General features: G+C 60.6%; 14 protein-coding genes. 7 read left to right on the top strand and 7 right to left on the bottom strand.

Features of this window, described 5'->3' with window-relative positions:
- Positions 1 to 322: 322 nt before the first annotated feature.
- Both HDF16_RS16400 and HDF16_RS16395 read left to right on the top strand, forming a co-directional pair.
- The gene (locus tag HDF16_RS16400) at positions 323 to 2,068 is read left to right on the top strand and encodes an amidase (protein WP_246409174.1); all 1,746 of its coding nucleotides are present in this window, start codon (positions 323 to 325) and stop codon (positions 2,066 to 2,068) included.
- Positions 2,069 to 2,334: 266 nt separating this feature from the next.
- Positions 2,335 to 3,645, top strand: a complete 1,311-nt coding sequence (locus tag HDF16_RS16395; protein ID WP_184218633.1) for a glucoamylase family protein — start codon at positions 2,335 to 2,337, stop codon at positions 3,643 to 3,645.
- A 25-nt stretch (positions 3,646 to 3,670) separates the two neighbouring features.
- Here HDF16_RS16395 and ligA read toward each other — a convergent pair whose 3' ends face one another.
- Complete coding sequence (gene ligA / locus HDF16_RS16390; RefSeq protein WP_184218630.1) at positions 3,671 to 5,791, bottom strand: NAD-dependent DNA ligase LigA; 2,121 nt, start codon at positions 5,789 to 5,791, stop codon at positions 3,671 to 3,673.
- 8 nt (positions 5,792 to 5,799) lie between these two features.
- The gene (locus HDF16_RS16385; RefSeq protein ID WP_184218627.1) at positions 5,800 to 6,255 is read right to left on the bottom strand and encodes a hypothetical protein; all 456 of its coding nucleotides are present in this window, start codon (positions 6,253 to 6,255) and stop codon (positions 5,800 to 5,802) included.
- Positions 6,256 to 6,313: 58 nt separating this feature from the next.
- On the opposite strand from HDF16_RS16385, the gene HDF16_RS16380 reads away from it, so the two are divergent.
- The gene (locus HDF16_RS16380; RefSeq protein ID WP_184218624.1) at positions 6,314 to 7,372 is read left to right on the top strand and encodes a metal-dependent hydrolase; all 1,059 of its coding nucleotides are present in this window, start codon (positions 6,314 to 6,316) and stop codon (positions 7,370 to 7,372) included.
- Positions 7,373 to 7,478: 106 nt separating this feature from the next.
- Positions 7,479 to 8,033 (top strand): DUF6580 family putative transport protein, encoded by a 555-nt coding sequence (locus HDF16_RS16375; protein ID WP_184218621.1) that lies wholly within the window; start codon positions 7,479 to 7,481, stop codon positions 8,031 to 8,033.
- A gap of 63 nt (positions 8,034 to 8,096) precedes the next feature.
- Here HDF16_RS16375 and HDF16_RS16370 read toward each other — a convergent pair whose 3' ends face one another.
- Positions 8,097 to 9,536 carry a phytoene desaturase family protein gene (locus HDF16_RS16370; protein WP_246409172.1) on the bottom strand — a complete coding sequence of 480 codons (1,440 nt, stop codon included), beginning with the start codon at positions 9,534 to 9,536 and terminating at the stop codon, positions 8,097 to 8,099.
- Positions 9,537 to 9,550: 14 nt separating this feature from the next.
- On the bottom strand, positions 9,551 to 10,417 hold the full coding sequence (locus HDF16_RS16365) for a hypothetical protein (protein WP_184218615.1): 867 nt from the start codon (positions 10,415 to 10,417) through the stop codon (positions 9,551 to 9,553).
- A 28-nt stretch (positions 10,418 to 10,445) separates the two neighbouring features.
- Here HDF16_RS16365 and HDF16_RS16360 point away from each other — a divergent pair, with 28 nt between their 5' ends.
- On the top strand, positions 10,446 to 11,336 hold the full coding sequence (locus tag HDF16_RS16360; RefSeq protein WP_184218612.1) for an alpha/beta fold hydrolase: 891 nt from the start codon (positions 10,446 to 10,448) through the stop codon (positions 11,334 to 11,336).
- 9 nt (positions 11,337 to 11,345) lie between these two features.
- Positions 11,346 to 11,888 (top strand): DUF4337 domain-containing protein, encoded by a 543-nt coding sequence (locus HDF16_RS16355; protein WP_184218610.1) that lies wholly within the window; start codon positions 11,346 to 11,348, stop codon positions 11,886 to 11,888.
- Positions 11,889 to 11,913: 25 nt separating this feature from the next.
- Here the strand turns inward: HDF16_RS16355 and HDF16_RS16350 are convergent, their stop codons facing one another.
- Complete coding sequence (locus tag HDF16_RS16350) at positions 11,914 to 12,600, bottom strand: MarC family protein (RefSeq protein WP_184218607.1); 687 nt, start codon at positions 12,598 to 12,600, stop codon at positions 11,914 to 11,916.
- 350 nt (positions 12,601 to 12,950) lie between these two features.
- Between HDF16_RS16350 and HDF16_RS16345 the strand changes: the two genes are divergently transcribed.
- Entirely contained in the window at positions 12,951 to 13,892 is a 942-nt protein-coding gene (locus tag HDF16_RS16345; protein ID WP_184218604.1) for a branched-chain amino acid transaminase, read from the top strand.
- A 258-nt stretch (positions 13,893 to 14,150) separates the two neighbouring features.
- Here the strand turns inward: HDF16_RS16345 and HDF16_RS16340 are convergent, their stop codons facing one another.
- Together HDF16_RS16340 and HDF16_RS16335 are read right to left on the bottom strand one after the other, a co-directional pair.
- On the bottom strand, positions 14,151 to 14,456 hold the full coding sequence (locus HDF16_RS16340) for a putative quinol monooxygenase (RefSeq protein ID WP_184218601.1): 306 nt from the start codon (positions 14,454 to 14,456) through the stop codon (positions 14,151 to 14,153).
- Between the two features lie 82 nt (positions 14,457 to 14,538).
- Positions 14,539 to 15,948 (bottom strand): NAD(P)/FAD-dependent oxidoreductase, encoded by a 1,410-nt coding sequence (locus tag HDF16_RS16335; RefSeq protein ID WP_184218598.1) that lies wholly within the window; start codon positions 15,946 to 15,948, stop codon positions 14,539 to 14,541.
- Positions 15,949 to 16,026: the final 78 nt, after the last annotated feature.

The following is a 16,026-nucleotide window of genomic DNA, read 5'->3' as shown; positions in this document are numbered from 1 at the left end:
GGCAGGGCGATGGTCGCAAGCGATCAGAATTTTACGCGCATTCCTGAGTGCGGGGTTTACGCCCAGCTTCCATTATGGACGATGCAGCCGCCGTGAAAGGACGCAGAGATTTTGAACGTTCACTCGCTTCCGATTTGCCGGTAAAGTCTGTTAATTGTTATGGATGTGATTGAAGCCAAGAAGCTTACGTGTTGGTTTAGATGCCAGCCAGCTAGAATTCGGAGAAAGAATTATGCGGACAGAAGAAAGAAAAATACCTCATTCAGAGCCTACAAGGCGGCAGTTCATGGCGGCCGGAGCGCTAGGGGTGCTTGGAGTTGCGATGACAGACGGTTCAGCGAGCGCCGCACAAAGTACTCCCGCCGCTCCTCCGGCCGGGGCACCGCCAGCGTTTGGGACGGCTCCCGCGGTTGGGCCTGAAGTGTCGCCGGCAACATTTCTTGAGGCGGAGAAGCTGGTGTCGGTCTCCCTGACCGAAGGTGAAAGGGCGCAGGCTGCCGGAAACTGGCGCAACTCCCTGGCACCGGTCTATGAGCGCCGAACAGGGCCGAAGAAGGTTGCCATCGAGTCTTCGGTCGCGCCGTGGTCGCGGTGGGAGTCCGCACTGCCAGGAACCAGCCCAGGGCCAACCGAAAACCGGTTCGTGAGCAGCCGAGTTGAGGCCGGGCCACTGCCTTCCAAGGACGAAGACATTGCCTTCGCTCATGTGACGCAGCTTTCGCAGTGGATCGAGACGCGCAAACTTACGTCGGAGCGGCTGACGAAGATCTACCTGGCTCGGCTGAAGAAGTTCGACCCCACACTGCATTGCGTGATCACGCTGACAGAAGAGCTTGCGCTTGCGCAGGCAAAACAGGCCGATGTCGAGATTGCTGCGGGACATAACCGCGGGCCGCTGCACGGCATTCCGTGGGGAGCGAAAGACCTGCTCGATACTGCGGGGATCCATACGACCTACGGAGCAGAGCCCTTCCGTGATCGGGTTCCGTCTGCCGACGCGACGGTTGTCGAGCGGCTTCATGCGGCTGGAGCGGTACTCGTCGCCAAGCTGAGCATGGGAGCGCTGGCGCTGAACGATATCTGGTTCGGCGGGGAGACTCTGAATCCGTGGCTGCTTGAGGAAGGATCGTCGGGCTCAAGCGCGGGGCCGGGATCGGCGACTGCGGCTGGGTTGGTAGCTTTCTCCATCGGCAGCGAGACCGGCGGCAGCATCGTCTCGCCCAGCATGCGTTGCGGCGTGACCGGGCTGCGTCCAACCTTCGGGAGAGTGCCGCGTACCGGAGCGATGACTCTCTGCTGGTCGCTCGATAAGCTGGGCCCGATGACAAGGGGAGTCGAGGACTCGCTGCTGGTCCTTCACGCGATTACAGGTCCGGATGGCCACGACGTATCGTGCGTACCGTCGAAGCTGGCATTCGACGCGCGGGCGGATATCAAAGGCCTCCGTGTCGGCTATATTCCCTCGTGGATGAAGGAAGCGCCGGCCACGGACGTCGATCGAGCGGCGCTGGAGACGGTGAAGAAGCTCGGCATGACTGCGGTGCCGGTCTCGCTTCCGGACTGGCCCTATGCGTCGCTGAACGTCATTCTCTTTGCCGAAGCCGCAGCGGCGTTTGAGGAGATCACGCTTGATCGTGAGATCGACTCACTGAAGATGCAGGTGCCCGACGCGTGGCCGAATCTCTTCCGGCAGTCGCGCTTTCTTTCGGCGGTCGACTTCGTCCAGGCTGACCGGCTTCGCCGCAAGGTGGCGATGGAGATGGGTAGAGTGATGTCCGAGGTCGATGTGCTGCTGGTTCCTTCGCTGCGTGACGACATTCTGAACATCACCAACGCGACCGGGCATCCCTCGCTTACTCTGCGGGCTGGGTTCGTGGAGGTTTCGGAGGCGCGCAGTGACTGGGCTCCCGATCCAGCGCGTCCGCTGGCAAAGTTTTCTCCTCCGCGCCGGGTTCCCCATGGAATCACGTTGATTGGCAGACTCTTCGACGAAGGCACTTTAGGGGAAGCGGGAATCGCTCTCGAAGCGGCCTTCAACTTAGCAAAAGAACGTCCCCAAAACTTCTAACTTACGCAACTTGCTGACTACAAAGAGGTATGTCCCGTCCAACGACTGGATATACCTCTTTTAGACGTCAAATGCACCGTTGAAGGGATTCCATCTGCTGGTCAGCAGGCATCCAATGTTCAGTTGTGGGACGAATGTTCGATTGCGGGACGCGATGAAATTGGAGCGAATCCTGCTATGTATCCCTGAAGTCTAATCTGCTGGCAACTCAAGGTGGGACGAAGATCCGAGGAAGAGAGACAAGTCGAATCAGTCGCCGAAGCGCAATGGGATTGATCGGGGGCACGGCCCTGTCTACGGTTGCGATGCCGGAAGCGATCGCCGCTGGCCGGACTCAGGTATCCGCAAAGGCACAGACTCCGCCTGTGCGTCTGTCGCGCGAGGACAATGCCTTCCTCGAAGACCTGACGCGCCGAGGCTGCATGTTTTTCATCGAGCAGGCAGACCCCGTATCGGGACAGGTGCTGGATCGCGCGGCGAACAAGGTCTCCACGGGCGACTTCGACAAAGACCGTAGCATCGCGAGCATTGCGGCGACGGGGTTTGGCATCTCTGCGCTATGCGTCGCGGATCGCCGAAGGTACATGCCGACCGAGCAGGTGAAGACGCGCGTGCAGGCCACGTTGCAGTTCCACCTGAACAAGTTGCCGCACCAGCATGGCTTCCTTTTCCACTTCAACAATGTGCGTACGGGCGAGCCCTTCGGCTTCAGCGAAGTCTCCTCGATAGATACGGCGATCTTCCTGTGCGGGGCGCTGACCTGCCGCGCCTACTTCAACGACGGCACGCCCGAGGGCACAGCGATCGGCGAACTGGCGACGCAGCTTTACGACCGCGTCGACTGGCAGTGGATGCTGAATGGCGGAGATACCTTCGCCATGGGATGGCGGCCGGCGAGCGGCTTTATCCGTTCGCGATGGAACCATTATTGCGAACTGATGATGCTTTATCTGCTGGCAATTGGCTCGAAGACGCATCCGGTTGACCCGATCACATGGGATGCGTTTACGCGACCGCCGATGGTTTATGACGAATACTCCTACATCGGCGGAGCTGACCCGCTCTTCGTGCACCAGTTCTCGCACGCGTGGTTTGACTTCGCTAACAAACGCGATGCGTATGCGAACTACTTTGAGAACTCGGTGACAGCAACTGAGGCCCACAAAGCTTTCTGCCTGAGCCTTGGGAGAGGTTACAGCGATGACTACTGGGGTGTCAGCGCTTCGGACTGGGAACATGGATATGTCGCGTGGGGCGGGCCTCCGCTGATGGGACCGGTGAATGGATCAGTCGTACCGTCCGCCGCGGCAGGATCGCTGCCGTTCCTTCCGGCGCAGTGCATCCAGACCCTTCGCGCGATGAAGGACAGGTTCGGCGTCGATGCCTGGGGACGTTACGGATTCTGCGACGCCTTTCATCCGGAGTTGCTCTGGTACGACCCCGATGTGCTCGGCATCGATCTCGGCATCGGAGTGCTGATGGCAGAGAATCTGCGGACGGGTCTCATCTGGAAGACCTTCATGCAGAATCCTGAGCCTGTCGCAGCTATGCAGCTTTGTGGATTCCAATCAGAGTAGTTTCGGTTGCTTGACTGCCCCTTACTCACTTCGCAAGCAATGCGAGCAGTCCAGCCTCATCCAGCAGAGGCACCTGCAACGACGTGGCCTTGTCCAGCTTTGATCCGGCCTCTTCGCCAGCGACGAGATAGCTCGTCTTCTTGCTGACCGATCCCGAGACCTTGCCGCCTGCGGCTTCTATCTTCTCCTTCGCCTCATCGCGCGTAAGCGTAGGGAGCGTCCCGGTGAGAACGAAGGTCAGGCCGGCGAGGGTGTCGGTGGTGACTCGCTTCTCCGCAGTGAATGTGAGGCCGGCGTTGCGAAGGCGCTCGATCAGGGCAATGTTGCGTTCATTCTGGAAGAAGTCAAAGACCGTCTCGGCTACCTTTGGGCCGACATCGTTGATACGGGTCAAGTCTTCGATCGATGCCTTCATCAGCTCATCGAGCGAGCCGAAGGCATCGGAGAGTGCCTGCGACGTTCTCTCGCCAACGTGACGAATACCTAAGCCGAGGAGGACGCGGGCGAGCGGCGCGGTCTTGGAGCGCTCGATCTGCGCGAGCAACGAGTCGGCGGTTTTTTCGCCGATGCGTTCAAGGCCGAGCAGGTCCTCCTTTTTCAACGAATAGATATCTGCGATCGAATGCACGAGCGCTTTTCGGGTCGGCTCTGGTGCAGTTTCGGCCGCGGTTTCAACTTCGGCCTCTGACGCCTCTGCAACACTATGCCCGAGCAGTTGCGCGATGAGCGATTCGCCGAGGCCTTCAATGTTCATCACGCCGCGCGATGCGAAGTGGCGCAGCTCTTCTTCGAGACGCGCGGGGCAGCTCGCGTTCACACAGCGTAGGTCGACCTCGCCCTCTTCGCGGACGAGCGAGGTCTTACAGCGAGGACAGGCGGAGGGAAACTCTATCTCTTTCGTGCCCCGAGGATGGGAGGCGTCTTCGACGACCTCGATGATCTTGGGGATGACATCGCCGCCACGCTCGACCTTGACGAAATCTCCGAGGCGGACTCCGAGGCGAGCGATCTCATCGGGATTATGCAGAGTCGCGCGGGAGACCGTTGTGCCTCCGATGAAGACAGGGTCGAGCTCTGCAACGGGCGTGATCTTGCCGGTACGTCCGGTCTGGAATGCGACGCCGAGCAGCCGGGTAATGCCTCCACGCGCGGGAAATTTATAGGCGATTGCCCAGCGCGGAGCCTTTCCCGTGAAGCCGAGGCGGCGTTGCTGGGCGCGGCTGTCCGCCTTGATGACGACGCCATCGATCTCGTAGCCGAGGGTGTCGCGAAGAGGTTCTGCGGCAGCGATGAATGCTATCACTTCGTCGATGTCCGCGACGGTCTTTGCGTGGGTGTTCACGCGGAAGCCTGCCGCGCGAAGAGCAGCGAGCGCCTCGGACTGCGAGGGCATCAGGTAGTCGCCGTCGCGCAGGAGGAAGTAGGCGTAGAGGTCGAGACGGCGCTGCGCGACGATGTTCGGCTCAAGTGTGCGGATGGTTCCCGCAGCCGCGTTGCGCGGATTTACCGCAGGGGCAAGCCCGGCTGCTTCGCGCTCCTGATTCATCTTTACGAAGGCCGCTTGTGGCAAGACCACCTCGCCGCGCACTTCGAAATCCTGCGGCAGACCAGCGGCTTTCAGCTTCGCCGCTGAGATGGTGAGTGGCACGGACTTGATGGTGCGGACGTTGGAAGTGACGTTCTCGCCGATGGTTCCATCGCCGCGAGTCAGACCGCGTTCGAGGCGCGCCGAGCCGTTCGCTCCGGCGACGTAGTGGAGCGCGAGCGAGAGGCCGTCGAGCTTTAGTTCGCAGACATAGCGGACGACTTCTGTGCTGGGCAGCGCTTCGCGCAGGCGAGTGTCCCAGGCGCGCAACTCGGCTTCGTTGTAGGCGTTGTCGAGCGAGAGCATGGGACGAGAGTGCGGTACCTTGACGAAGCCGTCGGCGGGCTTCCCGCCCACGCGCTGCGTCGGCGAATCGGGCGTCAGCAGCTCCGGGTGCTCCGCTTCAAGAGCCTTCAGGCTGTTCATCAGCGCGTCGTACTGCGAGTCGGTTAGTTCCGGTGCGTCGAGCGCGTAGTAGAGATGCTCGTGGTGATGGATCTCTTCCCGGAGAGCGTTGATCTGGTCTTCGACGGGAGACGCGGAAGTGGGCACGGACGGCATAGGCGAAATTATAGATTCGCGGCGAGGATGGCTTTGACAGGTGGCTCAATCCAGCTCCGCCGGGCTTCGACAGACGCCAGGACATCGAAGTCGTAGAAGTCGCGGAAGACGTCTCTGCGATTGCGATAGGACTGCACAGCATGAGCGGCAAACTCCGCACGGCCAAGGGTCGGATGGGTGGCCCGAACAGCGGCAAGCGCCTTGATCCAGAAGACGGTGATGGTCTCGTGATAGCCACTGATATCTGTATTCTTGCCGCCGACGGCCTCGTTGAAACGGCGCACGCAGAGACGCATATGGCTGATGGCGTTGGCTTCACCGAACATGTGGACATAGCAGGCTCCGGCGGTCAGGTGGCCGGCGTGGGTGAACTCCTCCTTCGGCAACGTTCCGGCTTCGAAGGCTGCCAGGAAGGCGTCAATCTCCAGCTCCGAGGGAGGGCGGGTGTCAGGAAGTATGGGCATGTCTAAAGAATAACGGACACCGCAGGAGGATAACGGAGGCACGCGATATGCTGGCTGCATGGAACCAGTCACCCATTTTCTGACCGGCGCGTGCCTGGCCCGCACCGGGCTGAACCGCAAGGCCGCGTATGCAACGCTGGCGATGACGCTGGCAGCAGAGGCCCCAGACATTGATACTTTATGGTCGCTGGGCGGACCGGTTGTTGGGTTCGAGCATCATCGGGGCTTCACGCATACTTTTTTGGGGCTACCGTTTGAGGCGGCCATCATCGTGGGTGGGGTGTGGATCTTTCACCGATGGCGAACCGGGCGCGGCAAGACGCACCGCTGGCGCGCCGCGACACTTCCGCCGGTGCGTTGGGGACTGCTGTACCTCTTCTGCCTGATCGGGCTGTTGAGTCATATTCTGTTGGACTGGACGAACAACTATGGAGTGCGACCGTTCTTCCCCTTCAACCCGAAGTGGTATGCGGGATCGATCGTCTTCATCTTTGAGCCGGTGATCTTTGCGGTGCTCGTGCTGGCGATGGTCGCGCCCTTCTTCTTTGGCTTGATCGGGAGCGAAGTGGGTGAACGGCGGCAGCCGTTCCGCGGCAGAGGCTGGGCGATCTTTGCGCTGGTGGCGATCGTGGGCGTGTGGGGATGGCGGTGGGTCGAGCAGGACAACGCCATCTCCCTGGCCAGAACTCAGGTGGCGGGTATCAGAGTCTTCGCCAATCCGTATCCCATCAACCCGTATCACTGGCAGGTGATCGCCGAGACTCCTGATGCGTACCACCTCCTAAACGTCGACACTTTGCGCGGCACAGTGAATGAGTCGCCGGAGAAGGATGCTATCTACAAGCCCCCGACCACCCTGGCAACGCTGGCGGCAAAACGGAGCCTGCTGGGAGAGGTCTATCTCGACTGGTCGATGTTTCCCGTGGTCGAGCAGACCGGCGTCGATCCGGATGGCTACACTACGGTCACCTTTCGCGATCTCCGCTTCATGTACGACACGTTTTTGACCAGTGGGAGAATGAACAGCCGAGACAATCCGCCGCTCACAGGGACCGTGACAGTTGGCCCGAATCGGAAGGTCGCGGAGATGGAGATGAACGACCGTCCGCAGAAGTAACGAATTGCCGGTTGACCGGAGACGAACTACCGAGGACAATCAAGACTGGCGCAGGTTTCGGTGTGTTTTGCCATCGGCCAGTCGCCCTCCTTTTGAGGTTCCAACCATGTCCGCATATCTTGTACTCCTGTTCGCTGTCCTCAGCCGCATCCTGCCTCACACGTTTCATGCCGTCGGCATGAACTTTACAGCCGTTGGCGGCAGCCTCCTGTTCTTCGGCGCACGCCGGAGCCGCTGGCAGGCGGTCTTTGCGATTCTCGCGCTGGCTGCGACGGACTACTACCTGACCGTCTATGCCTACAACTTTCCTTTCCATGTGAGCAGCTACCTTGCCACCTGGCTCTGGTATGGCGCGATCTGCCTGCTGGGCAGCGGACTTCTGGCGAAGCGTGCGACCACGTTGCGGGTCATCGCCGGGGTGCTGGCCAGCTCCGTATCTTTCTTCGTGATCAGCGACTTCATGGTCTGGGCGGCTGGCGGGATGTACCCCGCGACGGCGGCTGGGCTCGGTGCCTGCTACGTTGCGGCGATTCCCTTCCTCGCCAACGATCTGATCTCTACGGCTATCGTCGCTGGAGCGCTCTTCGGAGTTCCGGCGCTGGCAAAGGACATCGCACGGACGGTGTGGCTGACGGAAGGTTCGAACCAGCCTCTCGCGTAATACGCGATTCGTTTCATCGGGAAAGGCCGCCATTGTGCGGCCTTTTCTCTTTGGGAAACTCAATCAGGCCAGTTTGAGTTTCTCAATGGCTCGCTTTGCGGCCAGATGCCCGCACATTCCGTGAACTCCGCCGCCGGGAGGTGTCGATGCCGAACAGAGGAAGACCTTCGGCAGACCGGTGCAGTAGAGCGATGGAGTGGGCCGGAAGAGCATCTGCTTCGCCGTCATCGCTCCACCCGAGAGATCGCCGCCGATCAGGTTCGCGTTCCAGGCCTCGAAGTTCGACGGCGTTGTAATCGTACGGGCGAGGATGCAGTCGCGAAAGCCCGGCGCAAAGCGCTCCACCTGCGCTTCGATTGCCTCGAAGTAAGAGGCCGTTGAGCCGTTGCGAACGTGGCAGTAGCCCCACGCAGTGTGTTTGCCGGCGGGCGCTCGGGAGTGGTCGAAGAGGCTGGGTTGCACCAGCAGTACGAAGGGCTTTTCGAGGTCGCGATCAGAGGTCCAGGGCGCGGCCTCAGAGGCGATCATCTCTTCGAGAGTGCCGCCGACATGCACGGTCGCAGCGCGGGAGCAGTCCTTGGCCGTCCATGGGATCGGGTCGCTGAGTGCCCAGTCGATCTTGTAGGCTCCGGGACCGTAGCGGTAGCTCTCAAGCCGGCGACGATACGAAGCTGGCATGGCATCGCCCGAGATCGTCAGCAGCTGCCTGGGCGAGATGTCGCAGAGTATGACGTCGGTGGGATCAATATCTTCGAGGGCGCTTATCTTCCGGTTGAGATGAATGCTTCCACCGAGGCTTTCGAGGTGTTCCGCCAGGGCATCCGTGAGGGTCTGCGCTCCACCCTCCGCGATGGGCCACCCGGTCGTATGCCCGGCTGCGGCGAGCACGAGGCCTACGGCTGATGAGAGCGGGCTTGTAAGCGGCAACACAGTGTGCGCCGCCATTCCTGCAAAGAGAGCGCGCGCCCGTTCGCCTTTGAAGGCACTTCTTGCGAGCGTCGTAGCCGGAAGCATCGCGTAGATACCGAACCTCGCGAGAAGCAGAGGGCTGCGCGGAATGTGAACGACAGGGCCGAGGATCTCGGTACAGAGTGCGGGCCAGTCATTGACCAACGGTTTGATCAGGCTCTTGTACGCGGCGGCATCACTGGCGTTGCCAAGGCCGCTGCATGTCGACGCGAGGTCGTGCTCTAGCATGATTGCCGTGCCGTCATCCAGCGGATGCGCCAAGGGCGCGGGAGGCTCGACCCAGCGATGGCCATGCCGATGGAGTGGAAGCGAGTTGAAAAAGGGCGACGCGGCACCCATCGGATAAACGGACGACCCGAGGTCGTGGCGGAAGCCGGGGAGAGTGATCTCGGCAGTCCGCGCGGCTCCTCCAGGGGTCGAACCAGCTTCGAGCAAGGTCGTCTCAATGCCGGCCTGGGCCATGGTGATCGCGGCGCTCAGGCCATTCGGTCCCGCCCCGATGATCGTCGCCTTCGCCATGCCTGAGTCGAGCATACTCGACACGCCTGCTAGGGGCGCGAGAGCACGGCGGCCTGTTCGAGCGTGGTGCCATGGGGAACCGGGGTGTAATCGGTTTGAACCTCATCCTGCTGCTGACCGATGCTTTTGAAGAGCAGTGCCTTGCCGTCGATATGTACATGGGTCTCGGTAATCTGCCACAGCCTTGGCGCTAGCTGGCGGCGCTCGACCTGGAAAGTTCCACCGCGCAGAAGCCGCCCAAAGAGTCCGAATCCGAAGGTCACATCCTGGGTGAGCCGTCCGCTGATGGTGATGATCCGGTGTTGCGACCTGTCGACGACGACGCTACCATTCATCGCGGCGAGGGCACGGGATTGCAGGGTGGGTGGGTGGAAGTCGGGTCTGGGCTCAAAGTGAAGACGCACCACCGAGGGGTTCTCGGCTTCGATGGACCACGTAAAGGCTTCGGGCAGCATCTCGAGCAGTTCGCGCGCGCTCTTGTCGTCTGCAGCCCCATCCTTCCTCTGTTTCGCGATCTTCGAGCTGTCATGGACAAAGCGGTTGAGACGCTCTTCCTCCTGCGCTGCCTCTTCCGTGGACAGCGGCTTGCCGCTGCGAGAGATGAGCCGCTTGACCGAGCCGAAGTCAGTTTGCACGACGATGGAGACGGTGCCGAGTTCATGTTGCTCATCGCGATACCGCCAGCGCGAGTGGTCATTGTCATCGGCGTCTAACTCAGTCCGAACTGCGACTTTTATGAGGGCCAGGGGATCGTCTATGGGCTGGGCAATGGATGCAGGAGTAGCGACCAGATTCAGGCTGGCGACGACTAAGAGAAGAGCGACCCCGCGAAAGCAATTCACGGAGGAAAGGATGCGACGTGCGGCAGGCAAGTTGGCCCCTGGGGTCAGCTTCATATGGGTTCGACTATAAACTGGGCGCAAGGTGAGGCCGCCAGAACGAGCGACGAACGAGGTTTCCCGGTCGCCGCTGGCGCGGCTGCGATTTCGCATCCTCATCTCGGTGGCGATGCGAGCCATCCTTATCAGAGATGGGATCGCCGGGGTGTTCGTTCGTCCGCCATCTACTCTGCACGCGGGGACCGCGCGGCAGATCGCGATCACCAGTGGATCGCGGCGGCTCGACGGACTCGTCTTGTTGCCTGTGTCGAATTCAAAGGCAGCGGTCCTGATCCTGCATGGCATTGGCGAGCGCCTCTCTTACTGGCGGAAGGCGCAGGAGATGCTGGCGACGAATGGAATCGCTTCGCTGATCTTCGACTACTCCGGCTATGGGACGAGCGCGGGAGCGACGACTCCAGAGAATCTGAGGCAGGATACCCTCGCCGCTTATGACGCGCTTCAAAGGCTGATCCCCAGCACTCGGCCGCCATTCCTTCTTGGGCTCTCTCTGGGAACGGGAGTGGCAGTCGATGCAGCCCCGCACCTGGTTCCAGCGCCTTCGGGCGTGGTTCTCTGCGAGGCATTTTCGTCGTTGCGGAGTGCCGCCCAGGCAGTTCTCGCTGCCATCCCGCTGCCAGAATTTGCGATCCGCGCGCTGGCAAAACTTCTGCCTGATGTCTATCGCACCGCCGTATCAGTTCGGCAGGTGGCATCGCCCCTGCTGATCGTTCACAGCGACGCCGATGAGTTGTTTCCTGTAACGATGGCACATGAGATCTTCTCCGCCGCTCGCGAGGACGAGGGACGGCGCGCGGAACTCTTCGTGCCGCGCAGCTATGCCCACAATGATGCTTACCTGAACCCGGTGCCCGGTTACTGGCAGCCGATACTCGATTTCCTGGTCCCGCCGGATGAGAAGCCCTTGAAGCGCTAAAATGGCCGCATGGAACCTACCGAGATCCAGGAGTTTTCTAAAGAGATGAAGGAAGCGGGTGAGAAGGCTCTGACCAGCGTCTCGCTCGCCATCAGCATCCTCGCAGTACTCGTCGCGATGGTCACCGTGTTGAGCCACCGCAGCCACACCGAAGCGGTGCTGCTGCAGTCGCGGGCCAACGACCAGTGGGAGGAATATCAATCCCGGAAACTGCGTGCGGAGAACCTTCAGGTCACGGTCGACCTGCTGACGCTGCAACCGGTCAACGACAAGGCGGCGACGCAGAAGAAGGTCGACGAGTACACGGCCAAGGTGACCAAGTGGACAGGGCAACTGGAAGAGGACCAAAAGAAGGCCAAGGACCTCGAAGCTGAGGTCGCGGTCGCCGAGGACAAGGCTTCACACTTTGACCTCGGTGAGGCGTTACTGCAGATATCCGTCGTGATGGCGTCGATTACGCTGTTGACGAAGAAGAATGCTTACTTCTTCTTCGGGCTGACGCTGGGCATCGCCGGGCTAGTTGTTGCGGCCCTGGGAGTGGCAATACACTAATCACGCAAAGGCCCGGATGAAGGCGTCAATCCGCGGGCTTCGCGATCACATTCAGATCGACCATGCCGTTGACGAAGTACTGCATCGCGAGCGCTACCAGCAGCAGGCCCATGATACGCACGAGAATGCGGACACCGGTCTCGCCGAGAGCGTTGGATACCTTGTCTGAGTTTCCCAGGACCAAGTAGCAGATCGCAGCGGTGATGAAGATTGCCACAAGGATGGCGACCATCCTCCAGGGGTGATCTTCGACCTGCCCGACCAGCACCATCACGGCCGTAATCGAACCCGGACCCGCAAGCATGGGAATGCCTAGGGGAACGATGCCGGCATCGTCCTTCGAGGTCGCATCCTCGGTTTCTCCCGAAGCCTCCTGCGTGGCGGAACGCTTCGCTTGAAGCATGTCCAGGCCGATGAGCAGGAGGATGACGCCACCGGCTAGCTCAAAGGCTGGCAGGGTGATGCCGAACATCTTGAAGATGTACTGGCCTGCAACGGCGAATGCGGAGAGCACGACCCACGCGGTGAGAGAGGCCTTGCGCGCCATCACCTTGCGGCGCGCCTTGTCTACTCCATCGGTCACGGCAAGGAAGGTCGGCAGCGCGGCGAAGGGGTCGACGAGGAAGAAGATCGAACTGAGAGCGAGCAGCGAAAAACGGACGTACACCGAGTGCTGCAACCCGGAGAGGGAGACACTTGCTGGATCAAACATAAAAATCCTTATTGGGGAGGGACGGGGCCGAATCGTAGAGCTGCTGCCTGTGGAGTACCGGGCTATGCTCTTACTTCGATACTTGTGCCGCTTCTACCTCTGTTGCCGGGCAAAGCCGTCTGGAACGACCGCCACTTTCATTGGATGATGCCCGGTGTCCTTTCGACGCGCACGGACGATCACGACTACTTCTCAAGTATACGGGGCACCTCTGGAGTTCCTGTTACGAGACCGGTAATTTGCCCCCCCGCCGGTACCCAGAAGACCTGGATTTCGTGCGCAGCTATAATGTTAGGTCTAAGACTGACGGATCTCGATACAACTTCCCCGGTACAAATTTAGGAGCGACGATGGCGATACAGGCAACCGACCACATATGGCATAACGGCGAACTCATCCCCTGGGACAAGGCCCAGATCCATGTGATGAGCCACGTCGTCCACTACGGCTCGTCCGTATTCGAAGGCATTCGCTGTTACTCGCAGCCGAATGGCGCGGGTGTCTTCCGCCTGCCGGAGCACATGCAGCGCCTGGTCGACTCGGCGAAGATCTACCGCATGCCGCTGCCGTATACCGCCGAAGAGCTGGCGACTGCAGTAGTCGATGTGATCGAGGCCAACGGCGTAACGCCCTGCTACATTCGTCCCATCGCCTTCCGCGGCTACGGCGAGATCGGCGTCAATCCGCTCCGCTCGCCGGTAGAGGTATACATCGCGAACTTCCCATGGGGTAAATACGTTCCGGGAAATGAAGGTGCGGACGTGTGCATCTCGAGCTGGAACCGTATGGCTCCGAATACGCTGCCGGCGCTTGCGAAGGCTGGCGCGAACTACATGAACTCGCAGCTCATCCGCATGGAAGCCGAGATCAACGGCTACGCGGAGGGCATCGCTTTGGATGTGAACGGCTACCTGTCCGAGGGTTCGGGCGAGAACCTCTTCCTGGTTCGCGGCGACGTTCTCTACACCACGCCGCTGGCGAATTCGGTCCTGAACGGCCTGACGCGCAGCTCGATCCTGCAGCTCGCCAAGCAGCTCGGCATCACCGTGGTCGAGCAGGCTCTGCCGCGCGAAATGCTCTACATCTGCGATGAGGCATTCTTCACCGGAACGGCAGCCGAAGTCACTCATCTGCGCTCGGTCGACCGCATCATGGTTGGTGACGGAACAATGGGCCCAATCACGACGAAGCTGCACAAGGCTTTCTTCGATATCGTGAATGGCCTTGCGCCCGACCGCTATAACTGGCTTACACCAGTGAATGTTAAGGTTGCGGAGACAGTCGGCGCGTAAGCTCTTCCACAAATCAAGAGCGGGATCGGGGCGCACGAGTTTTTCTCGTGCGCCCCGATTGTCTTGCGTTCCGAAATGAAGAATTGATCTGAGGAGAGGATTTTGTCGATATAGATCCAACTGGTAACTGGCCAGTTGGAGTCGAAGGATGAAGATCGAAGACCGTTACACGTTTGGTGCCGCTCTTTTCATGGTGCTAACCTCCGCCGCCTACCTGCTGCTGGCGGGAAAATAGAGGCGGCAATCTGCTTCTCGGAGTTAGAGAAGCTTCCGAAACACCGTCAGCTTCATGTCGCGATCGAGCATCGGCTGCGCCTTCGCCAACGCCGCCTTCGCTCCTTCGCCCGCAAGATGAGCCTCGAGAAATTTCAACTCAGCCCACTCTTCGTAGGTCGAGAAGCTCCCCGGATTTTTCTTGTCTTCGAGCAGATGGTAGAGCTCGCATCCCGGTTCGGCGCGCGATGGGGCGACGATCTCATGCAGAATGACGCGGATCTCTTCCTCGTGACCTGCCTTCGCGATGAACTCCGCTATCACGCTGATCTTCTCGTGGTCGTCAAACATGTGTACTCCATCGGTCATCATCTTTTCCAGCAGTGCTCCCAACATCTTCTTACTACCTCACATATACTCGGATGCAAAAAGGCTACAGGTCGACGTGGACAGCGTTCTCATCGAGCGGCTTCGTCGTCTCGTGGCCGCGATAGACGCCGTCAGAGTAGCCCCAACCGGGAAGGTCTTGCGAGCCGGTGATGAGGCGGACGCCGTCGTTGAAGGTGAGGTAGGTGTAGGCCCATTGGCGGAAGACGCTGAAGCGGTTGCGGAAGCCGATGAGGAAGAAGATGTGCACGCCCAGCCACATCATCCAGGCGGGGAAACCGCTCATGTGGGCCTTGAAGGGCCACTCCACCTTGGCGACGGCGGCCTTGCGGCCGATGGTCGCCATGTCGCCTTTGTCGAAGTAGCGGAAGCCTTTGTCCTGTTTCCCAGCCAGCTTCGCCGAAGCTCCGCCAGCGGCCTGCAGCTTCGCGATACGCTTCGCAGCGTAGGCACCCATCTGCATGGCGGGCTGGGCGACTCCAGGGACCGGCTTGCCATCCTGTTCGACGTGGGCGAGATCGCCGCAGACAAAGATCTCCGGATGGCCCTCGGGATTCAGGTGCGCATCGACCATGACGCAGCCGCGTTTGTCGGTTGGAACGCCAAGCATCTTGCCCAGAGGCGATGCCTGCACGCCCGCTGCCCACAACGTGACGACCGCATCGATCTTTTCGTTGCCAACCATGACATAGCCTGGCTGGACGTCGGTGACATGGGCCCCTGTGCGAACCATGACGCCAAGGTCCTTCAGCTGCCGAAGCGCTGAGGCCTGGAGGTCAGGCGGGTAAGCCGCGAGAATGTGCGGCGAGCCTTCGAGGATGATGACCTGCGCCGAGGAGGGATTGATGTGGCGGAAGTCCTTGGCCATGTAGAGACGGGCGATATCGGAGATGGCACCAGCGAGTTCCACGCCCGTTGGGCCGCCGCCGATGACGACGAAGTTCAGCGCCGGGTGGGTTCCGGTCTCGAGCATCTCGCGTTCGGCGAGCTCAAACGCCAGCAAGACGCGGCGGCGGATCTCGGTCGCGTCCTCGACTGTCTTCAGGCCCGGCGCGAGCTTGGCCCAATCGTCGTGGCCAAAGTAGGAGTGGGTCGAGCCGGTCGCGAGCACGAGATAGTCGTACTCTATCTGCGGGCCGGCCTTGAGCTTGACGCGCTGGTTTGCGGTGTCGATCTCGACGACCTCGTCCATCAGGACGTCTACGTTTTTATGCTCGCGCACGATCGAGCGGATTGGCTGGGCGATATCGCCGGGCGAGAGCACGGCCAAGGCGACCTGGTAGAGAAGCGGCTGGAAGGTGTGATAGTTCTTGCGGTCGATCAAAGTGATATCGACCGGGCAGCCGGCCAGGCCAAGCGTCGCGTTCACTCCTCCGAAACCACCGCCAACCACGACTACGCGGGGACGAACCCGGGCGGTACGAGGCGCTCCTACGGGGACCGCTAAACTTGCCATGCGGATTGCTCTCCAGTGCGCTGGTCGCGCGGTTGCTGTCTGGAGTTTAGATGCGTGCCGCCCGGAAGCGATACAGGC

Origin of the sequence: Granulicella aggregans (assembly GCF_014203275.1) — a bacterium.
Taxonomy (GTDB): Bacteria; Acidobacteriota; Terriglobia; order Terriglobales; family Acidobacteriaceae; genus Edaphobacter.
Note: the sequence above shows the minus strand (reverse complement) of the source record. Positions and strands in the feature narration are given on the sequence as shown.

Excerpts from the sequence above, each read along its gene's own strand:
- HDF16_RS16375 (WP_184218621.1), top strand. The coding sequence starts at position 7,479 with ATGTCCGCATATCTTGTACTCCTGTTCGCTGTCCTCAGCCGCATCCTG.
- HDF16_RS16400 (WP_246409174.1), top strand. The coding sequence starts at position 323 with ATGACAGACGGTTCAGCGAGCGCCGCACAAAGTACTCCCGCCGCTCCT.
- HDF16_RS16380 (WP_184218624.1), top strand. The coding sequence starts at position 6,314 with ATGGAACCAGTCACCCATTTTCTGACCGGCGCGTGCCTGGCCCGCACC.
- HDF16_RS16350 (WP_184218607.1), bottom strand. The coding sequence starts at position 12,600 with ATGTTTGATCCAGCAAGTGTCTCCCTCTCCGGGTTGCAGCACTCGGTG.
- HDF16_RS16385 (WP_184218627.1), bottom strand. The coding sequence starts at position 6,255 with ATGCCCATACTTCCTGACACCCGCCCTCCCTCGGAGCTGGAGATTGAC.
- HDF16_RS16345 (WP_184218604.1), top strand. The coding sequence starts at position 12,951 with ATGGCGATACAGGCAACCGACCACATATGGCATAACGGCGAACTCATC.
- HDF16_RS16355 (WP_184218610.1), top strand. The coding sequence starts at position 11,346 with ATGGAACCTACCGAGATCCAGGAGTTTTCTAAAGAGATGAAGGAAGCG.
- HDF16_RS16340 (WP_184218601.1), bottom strand. The coding sequence starts at position 14,456 with ATGTTTGACGACCACGAGAAGATCAGCGTGATAGCGGAGTTCATCGCG.
- HDF16_RS16335 (WP_184218598.1), bottom strand. The coding sequence starts at position 15,948 with ATGGCAAGTTTAGCGGTCCCCGTAGGAGCGCCTCGTACCGCCCGGGTT.
- ligA (WP_184218630.1), bottom strand. The coding sequence starts at position 5,791 with ATGCCGTCCGTGCCCACTTCCGCGTCTCCCGTCGAAGACCAGATCAAC.
- HDF16_RS16365 (WP_184218615.1), bottom strand. The coding sequence starts at position 10,417 with ATGAAGCTGACCCCAGGGGCCAACTTGCCTGCCGCACGTCGCATCCTT.
- HDF16_RS16370 (WP_246409172.1), bottom strand. The coding sequence starts at position 9,536 with ATGCTCGACTCAGGCATGGCGAAGGCGACGATCATCGGGGCGGGACCG.
- HDF16_RS16395 (WP_184218633.1), top strand. The coding sequence starts at position 2,335 with ATGGGATTGATCGGGGGCACGGCCCTGTCTACGGTTGCGATGCCGGAA.